The 6,400-nt window shown below is 59.6% G+C and carries 5 protein-coding genes and 1 pseudogene; 2 read left to right on the top strand and 4 right to left on the bottom strand.

The genetic code is table 11. From position 1 onward, the window contains the following. Window positions 1–33: 33 nt before the first annotated feature. A pseudogene (locus D6T64_RS00345) lies at window positions 34–2,994 on the bottom strand (Tn3 family transposase). A 159-nt stretch (window positions 2,995–3,153) separates the two neighbouring features. Between D6T64_RS00345 and D6T64_RS00340 the strand changes: the two are divergent. Next, the gene (locus tag D6T64_RS00340; protein ID WP_119970336.1) at window positions 3,154–3,711 is read left to right on the top strand and encodes a recombinase family protein; all 558 of its coding nucleotides are present in this window, start codon (window positions 3,154–3,156) and stop codon (window positions 3,709–3,711) included. 305 nt (window positions 3,712–4,016) lie between these two features. On the opposite strand, the gene D6T64_RS22375 is transcribed toward D6T64_RS00340, so the two are convergent. Together D6T64_RS22375 and D6T64_RS00330 are read right to left on the bottom strand one after the other, a co-directional pair. Next, window positions 4,017–4,313 carry a hypothetical protein gene (locus D6T64_RS22375; RefSeq protein ID WP_158594743.1) on the bottom strand — a complete coding sequence of 99 codons (297 nt, stop codon included), beginning with the start codon at window positions 4,311–4,313 and terminating at the stop codon, window positions 4,017–4,019. Between the two features lie 245 nt (window positions 4,314–4,558). Continuing rightward, window positions 4,559–5,164 carry an RNA polymerase sigma factor gene (locus D6T64_RS00330; RefSeq protein WP_119970338.1) on the bottom strand — a complete coding sequence of 202 codons (606 nt, stop codon included), beginning with the start codon at window positions 5,162–5,164 and terminating at the stop codon, window positions 4,559–4,561. On the opposite strand from D6T64_RS00330, the gene D6T64_RS22050 reads away from it, so the two are divergent. Further along, complete coding sequence (locus D6T64_RS22050; RefSeq protein WP_147364386.1) at window positions 5,157–5,438, top strand: hypothetical protein; 282 nt, start codon at window positions 5,157–5,159, stop codon at window positions 5,436–5,438. The genes D6T64_RS00330 and D6T64_RS22050 overlap by 8 nt on opposite strands. An 88-nt stretch (window positions 5,439–5,526) precedes the next feature. On the opposite strand, the gene D6T64_RS22045 is transcribed toward D6T64_RS22050, so the two are convergent. Continuing rightward, on the bottom strand, window positions 5,527–6,132 hold the full coding sequence (locus D6T64_RS22045) for a hypothetical protein (protein WP_147364385.1): 606 nt from the start codon (window positions 6,130–6,132) through the stop codon (window positions 5,527–5,529). Window positions 6,133–6,400 lie beyond the last annotated feature (268 nt).

The raw sequence follows: 6,400 nt of genomic DNA, 5'->3' as shown, positions 1-6,400 counted from the left end.
GGGGTCAGCTCACGAAACGGAATAAATAACACGCTAAGAGTTTCCGGGTCGGCGCAGGGGGCGGAGTTTTCCGGCTTTGGGTTGGCGGGGGTTGTTCCAGGTGTAGTCGCCGGTGAGGTTGATGTGTTCCCAGCCGAGTGGTGAGAGGTGACCGAGTAGCGGGTCGTCGGCGGGATGCTCCGTCGTGGTGACGGTGTGCTCGAGGTAGACGGTGTTCCAGAGGGTGATCGCGGCGGTGAGCAGGTTCAGTCCTGACGCGCGATGGCGTTGGTTGTCGTAGGAACGGTCGCGGAGTTCCCCGAGTCGGTTGAAGAACACGGCGCGGGCGAGCGCATTTCGTGCTTCCCCTTTATTCAGGCCGGTTTGCACGCGTCGGCGGAGCTCGGGGTTCTGCATCCAGTCGAGAGTAAAGAGGGTGCGTTCGAGTCGGCCGAGCTCCCGCAGGGCTGTAGCGAGCCCGTTCTGCCGCGGGTAGCTGCCCAGCTTCCGGAGCATCAGCGATGCGGTGACGGTGCCGGTCTTGATCGAGGTGGTGAGGCGCAAAATATCGTCCCAGTGGACGTGGATGATTTTGGTGTTGATGTTGCCGCCGATCAGTGGCTTCAGGGTCGGATAGCTGTCGGACTTTCCGGGAATGTAGAGGCGTTTATCGGCCAGGCCGCGGATGCGGGGGGCGAAGCGGTAGCCGAGGAGGTGGGTGAGTGCGAAGACGTGGTCGGTGAAGCCGGCGGTGTCGGTGTAGTGTTCCTCGATTCGGAGGTCGGACTCGTGGTAGAGCAGCCCGTCGAGAACGTGGGTGGAGTCGCGGACGGTGGCAGAGATGACTTTGCTGTGAAACGGCGCGTACTGGTCGGAGATGTGGGTATAGAACTGAACGCCTGGTTCTTGGCCATATTTGAGGTTGACGTGGCCGGCGAACAGACCGCGGCCGCCGGCTTTGAAGTTTTGTCCGTCCGAGGATGAGGTGGCGCCGTGGCCCCACTTGGCGGCGAAGGGTTGCCGTGATTGTGCGTTGACGATTTCAGCGAGAGCGGCTGCATACGTTTCGTCGCGGACATGCCATGCCTGCAGCCAGCCGAGTTTCGTGACTGTGATCCCGGGTGATGCTTCCGCCATTTTCCGAAGCCCCAAGTTGATCGCGTCGGAGAGAACTGCGGTGAGCAGCAGGGTGATGTCTTTGGGTGGTTGGCCGGATTTGAGGTGGGTGAAGTGCTGGGAGAATCCCGTCCATTGATCGACTTCGAGGAGCAGCTCGGTGATTTTCACGTGCGGTAGCAGCCCGTAGCTGGCCCGGATCAAGGCGTCGGCCTCCTCGGGCACCATGTTCGTCAGCGGGCTGATGCGTAGATGCCCGGCCGCCGTCATCGCAGCGTCGGGCAGTTCACCGGCCGCTGCGAGGGTTTCAACAAGTGCGAGTTGTTGCTCCAAGAGTGTGGTGCGTGTGCTGAGGAATTCGTCGGCGTTGGCGTTGATCGGGAGCCCAAGCGTTTTGGTGGTGCGGCGGTGTTGGAAGACGGTGGCGGGGATGAGGTATTCGTCGAAGTCTTTATGCTGGCGGGAGCCGGGAACCCAGATGTCTCCTGATCGGAGGGAGTTGCGAAGTTCGCTCATCACGCACAATTCGTAGAAGCGTCTGTCCAACCCGTCGGGTATGCGGACGAGGTCGATCCAGCGTTTACGGATGAACGAGGTCGGTGCGGTGTCAGGAATTTTCCGCGCTTGCCTGGCGTAGAGGTCTCGGAGTAGCACGATCCCGGCGAGGACGTCGAGTGCTGCGGGGGCTGCCTGGAAATCGAGGGCGTCAAGGAGCGCTGGGGTGTAGCGGCGGAGCTGGCTGTACCCGTCGATAGCGAAGGCAAGGTGATCGAAGTTCGCAGGTCCCGCGAGCTGTTCCGCTTCCGCGACGCTTTCCTCAAGCGCAGCCCAAGAGATCACCTTCTCGATCGCGGCGTAGGGTTCAGAGCCGGACTCTTTCGCGGCCAGGAGCGCGCGGCCGATCTGCGAGTACAGCCGAACCTTGTCACTGATCGCCTTGCCCGAATTCTGGAACTGCTCCGCATGAGTACGTTTCGCTTTGCTGAACACGCCGCCGAGGAACCTGTCGTGAAGGTCGATGATTTCATCGATCAACGTCGCCTGGGTATCGAGCGCTACCGCTACGAGTGTCGCGTGTCGACGGATCGGCTCAAGATCACGCAAATGCTGGGAGGTCATCTGGCCGCCCTCACGTGCGAGTTTCGCGAGCCGTCCGCTGTGCACAGCCTGCCCAGTTTCCGCCGGAATCCCGATGGCTCTGACCGTTTTCAATCTTTCTAGGTGCGCGAGGATATGCCGGGCGCGTGGTGTCCCCGGTGGCTGGCGAAGCCAACTGAGCCGGCTGAACTGGGCACCGTCAGCCAACACGAGGAGATCATCGAGCGCGGAACGCGATGCGGCCGAGACCGGCTCGATCAGCTGGGCGTGCATCCGTCGGGTGCCGTGCGTCAACGCTTCACCACAGATCCGCTCGATGACGTCCACAGACGGAACAACGATGCTTTCAGCTCGTAAGCCCGCGATGATAGTTTCGGCAAGGGCGACACCGCGGGCGGTGCGTTGAGCGAGTTCGGCCAAGGTCAGGGCCCACCGGCGGTAATCAGACAGATCGAAGGTTCGCAGCCCCAGTCAGGTTTGCAGCTCTGCGAAGTGCTCGACCCTGGTCTGTGGTCGCTTGGCGTACTCATCCCAGCATTCAGATCGAATGTCGAGCTGCTTGACGAGCAGTTCGAGTAAGGCAGCCTCGGGGATCTCGTCCACCCCGAGAGCGCGTCCGGGGAATCGGAGGTAACAGAGCTGAACTGCAAATCCCAACCGGTTCTCCTCGCCCCGGCGTTGCCGGATGATCGCCAGATCGGAATCGCTCAACGTGTAGTGCTGCACCCGCTCCAGCTCATCGACCGGCAGAGCCAATAATTCCTGACGTTCAATGACGGTCAGAATTGGGCGACGCGGCATGAATGCTCCTTCTCGTAAACGGAGGAAAACAAGAACCCACCAACAGGCGCGACACGACCACAGAAAATCAGGGAAGTGCCATTCTCAGAAACAGTTCTCAGAATAGGATTCTCGCATCATCACCACCTCACGGCTTTCAAGAAGAAGAAATGGTCCACCATGCTCATCGGTTACGCCCGCGTCTCCACCGCCGACCAAAACCTCGCCCTGCAACACCAAGCACTGACCAAAGCGGGCTGCGCGAAGATCTTCGACGACACCATCAGCGGCACCAAGACCGATCGACCAGGCTTGACGAAAGCACTCGAGCAGGTTCGCGCCGGCGATACCCTCGTCGTCTGGAAACTTGACCGACTCGGCCGGACGGTGAAAAACCTCATCGACTTCACCGAACAACTCCACACCGACGGTGTTGGCTTCCGCTCGCTCACCGACCAAATCGACACCACCACCCCAGCCGGCCGGTTCTTCTTCAACATCATGGCGTCGCTCGCCCAAATGGAACGCGAACTCACCATCGAACGCACGCAAGCAGGCCTTGCCGCTGCCCGGGCCAAAGGTCATCTTCCCGGCCGGAAACGCATCATGACCGACAGCAAGATCGCCTCAGCAATAAAGCTTCTCGAAGCCGGTATGACACCACCCGACGTTGCGCGTGACCTGGGCGTCTCCATCCCCACGCTGTACCGGTGGATCCCCGCCCATGGAAGGCCGTAATTCCAGGCGTGTTAACGCCGACCGAAACACTATTGGCCCTATTTTCGGTCGGCGTTAGCAGGCCGCCCCGAGACGGTCGAGCTCCTATTCACCGGATACCGCCACGCTCCGGTCACGGGAGGCCAATCGTGAACCGGACCCCTTGCAAATCAGAGATCGTGACCGAGGGCACCCAAGTCACAGTGAACGCGCCTCCGGCCACTCATCGACGCAAACACAGCCCCGGCGTTAGCCACAAGCGCTACTCGCCAGCCGCCAAGAAACACGTCGTCGTGGGTAGTTTCGGTCATGGCATTTGTTTGTTCCTACTTGGCTCGTTCCGCCAGGCCGAGGCGACCGCAGACGTCGGACGCGCCGGGAATCACGGCGGCCATTCCATCGGACATGACACAGACCGTGAGCGGGTCGGGGACAGGGTAGGAAAATGTTCGGTCAACGGGATCTGAACGAACCCCACTCTCGATACTTGCGTCCAGGGCATGCTGGGCCCAGAGGTCTGAACACGCGGCCAGGGCGTCATTGATTGACACCGGACCCCCTTCGCTGTCGCCGATGGTGCCCTCGAGGCTGGTCACCCGAGCGCCCGGGAATTCCCCCCACATGTTGAGCTCCGCTCGAGCGAAGCAATTGATGTGATCGGTCCTCGTTACCTGCGCTTGGACGGCCACGACGGCACCGGCAGTCAAGACGAGGGTTGCAATGACTGCGGGGACGACGATGCGAACGCGTCGAGCACGACGAAGTCTCAGATTCTCTGGAGTTCCTGGTTCGGCGATGTTCACGAGGAGGGCTCGGATCGCCGCACTGCGGTTGGCAGTGAAGTGCGGTTCCGTCGGCGTGCTGTTCATCATGTGCTTTCTCCCGCAACTGATGGGGATGGTTGGATCGGGTTGTACTCGTTGAGGACGAGAGCGAGGTGTCGCTTTGCGCGGAATAGTCGGGATTTGACGGTGCCCGAAGGTATTCGAAGAAGCCGGCTGACGTCCGTCATCGACAGGTCTTCCAGGACACACAGCAGCAGTACCTCTTGGTCCCGGGAGTTCAGGTGCGCAAAGGCGCGCTGAACGGTGTTCCCTTTGGAGCCGAGGTCGATCGCGTCCAGCACCGCCTCACTGTGGTCAGGCACAGAATCCGGCGGTGGAAGCCTTCGGAGAAGTCGCTGGTGTCGGAGACCGGACCGAAGTTGATTCCGGGCCACGTTGTTAGTGGTTACAAGGAGCCACCCGAGGATGGACTCATCAACGAACCGAACTCGTGTTCTGCACCGCCAAGCTTCGAGGAACACCATCGCAGTAACATCCTCAGCCGCCGCCTGTGTTCGAACCAGCCGAAGGCTATGACCAAAAACCCGATCCCGGTGGCGGTCAAACAGGACACCAAACGCGCGTCCATTCCCGCCGCAGACGTGCAACCACAGTGCGGAGTCTGTGGCTTGGGAATCAAAGGTGTCCATACTCAACAATGTCCGGCAGGGAGGCATTGGTTCCATCCAATCCGCGTGCAAAACGAACTTCAGAAAGTGGGCTATCGACGTAACTGCCGCGATCATGCGGCGGACGACCAATTCCGTAGGAAATGAGCGGGCCTTCAATCAAGCCGACACGATTATGCCTTGCGCTATCCGCCTCATCGGCTGGGTCGTGACGAAGCTCTGCCAACTTGGCCGCTACGAGGCGCTGAGCCAGGCTTCGAGCGGTCGCCGCACCGATCTCGATCCGCGATATTAGGGCAGTTACATGGATAGTCACACTCCAGAAAAAATGGCCAAGACCCGGGAGCCTGGATAGTGGCTCGGGGTCTTGGCCGATACGTCGTCTAGAAGCAGCTATATGTATTCGTCAAATGGAACCTGACTGACGACGCCCGATCGTTGTACCCAACGTTGGCCAAGTTGCTCCGACAATCGAAATAGCCGTAGAAACCGCCGTAGTAGTTGATGTCGTCATAGAGCCTGATCTGGCATGCTCCTTGACCTGCGAAGGAAGACGTCTGATCGTTCCAGACGACACTGGGTGAAGCGAACGTGTAAGTCTGGCCGTAGCAGGTTGATGCATTTGAGGTCGTGTAATAGTCCGCGTTGCCACTGTAATTGGCGCCAGTCCAGAGAGTCCCAATGGCGTAGGTAGCGAGAGCACTGGCGGGCACGGCCATCGACCTAAATGAGCCGGATTTCTGGATGGATTCAAATTGCTCGACACTTTCGACCATGACCTTGTTGTATTTCTGCAATACAACATTGGCAAGTTCGTCGCTGTTCGCAGCACAGGCATGTTGTCCAGACTCATACTCCGTCCAGCATGCCTGTGCTGCGGCCTCTGTCGGGGAAGGGGCACGTTCTGGTGCGAGGGCCGCGCCCGTTAGGGTAGCGGAAAATGCGATTGCGACTGCGAATCCAAGAACTGGGGAGATGAATCTCCTCATGATTTGAGCCCTATTCATGGACGACACCTTTCGTCTTCGTTGACTCAGGTGTCGCTTACCAGCGATATAGGACCACCTGAACGTGACTTCGAGCATGGCGCGCACGCCCTCTGGGTGTCAACCCTGCGACGAGACAATGGATCTCTTTGATGTGATCGGGAATATCGGACTCTTACCGTGATATTTATCCCGTTTCGTGAAACAGAGACCATTTAGCAGGGCCGGAAACCCTTAGCGTGTTATTTATTCCGTATCGTGAGCTGACCCC

Source organism: Cryobacterium melibiosiphilum, from assembly GCF_003602235.1.
In the GTDB taxonomy this organism is placed as follows: Bacteria; Actinomycetota; Actinomycetes; order Actinomycetales; family Microbacteriaceae; genus Cryobacterium; species Cryobacterium melibiosiphilum.
Note: the sequence above shows the minus strand (reverse complement) of the source record. Positions and strands in the feature narration are given on the sequence as shown.

Bases quoted from the DNA above. Each gene is read 5' to 3' on its own strand.
- D6T64_RS00340 (WP_119970336.1), top strand. From the start codon at position 3,154: ATGCTCATCGGTTACGCCCGCGTCTCCACCGCCGACCAAAACCTCGCC.
- D6T64_RS22375 (WP_158594743.1), bottom strand. From the start codon at position 4,313: ATGTGGGGGGAATTCCCGGGCGCTCGGGTGACCAGCCTCGAGGGCACC.
- D6T64_RS00330 (WP_119970338.1), bottom strand. From the start codon at position 5,164: ATGGACACCTTTGATTCCCAAGCCACAGACTCCGCACTGTGGTTGCAC.
- D6T64_RS22045 (WP_147364385.1), bottom strand. From the start codon at position 6,132: ATGAGGAGATTCATCTCCCCAGTTCTTGGATTCGCAGTCGCAATCGCA.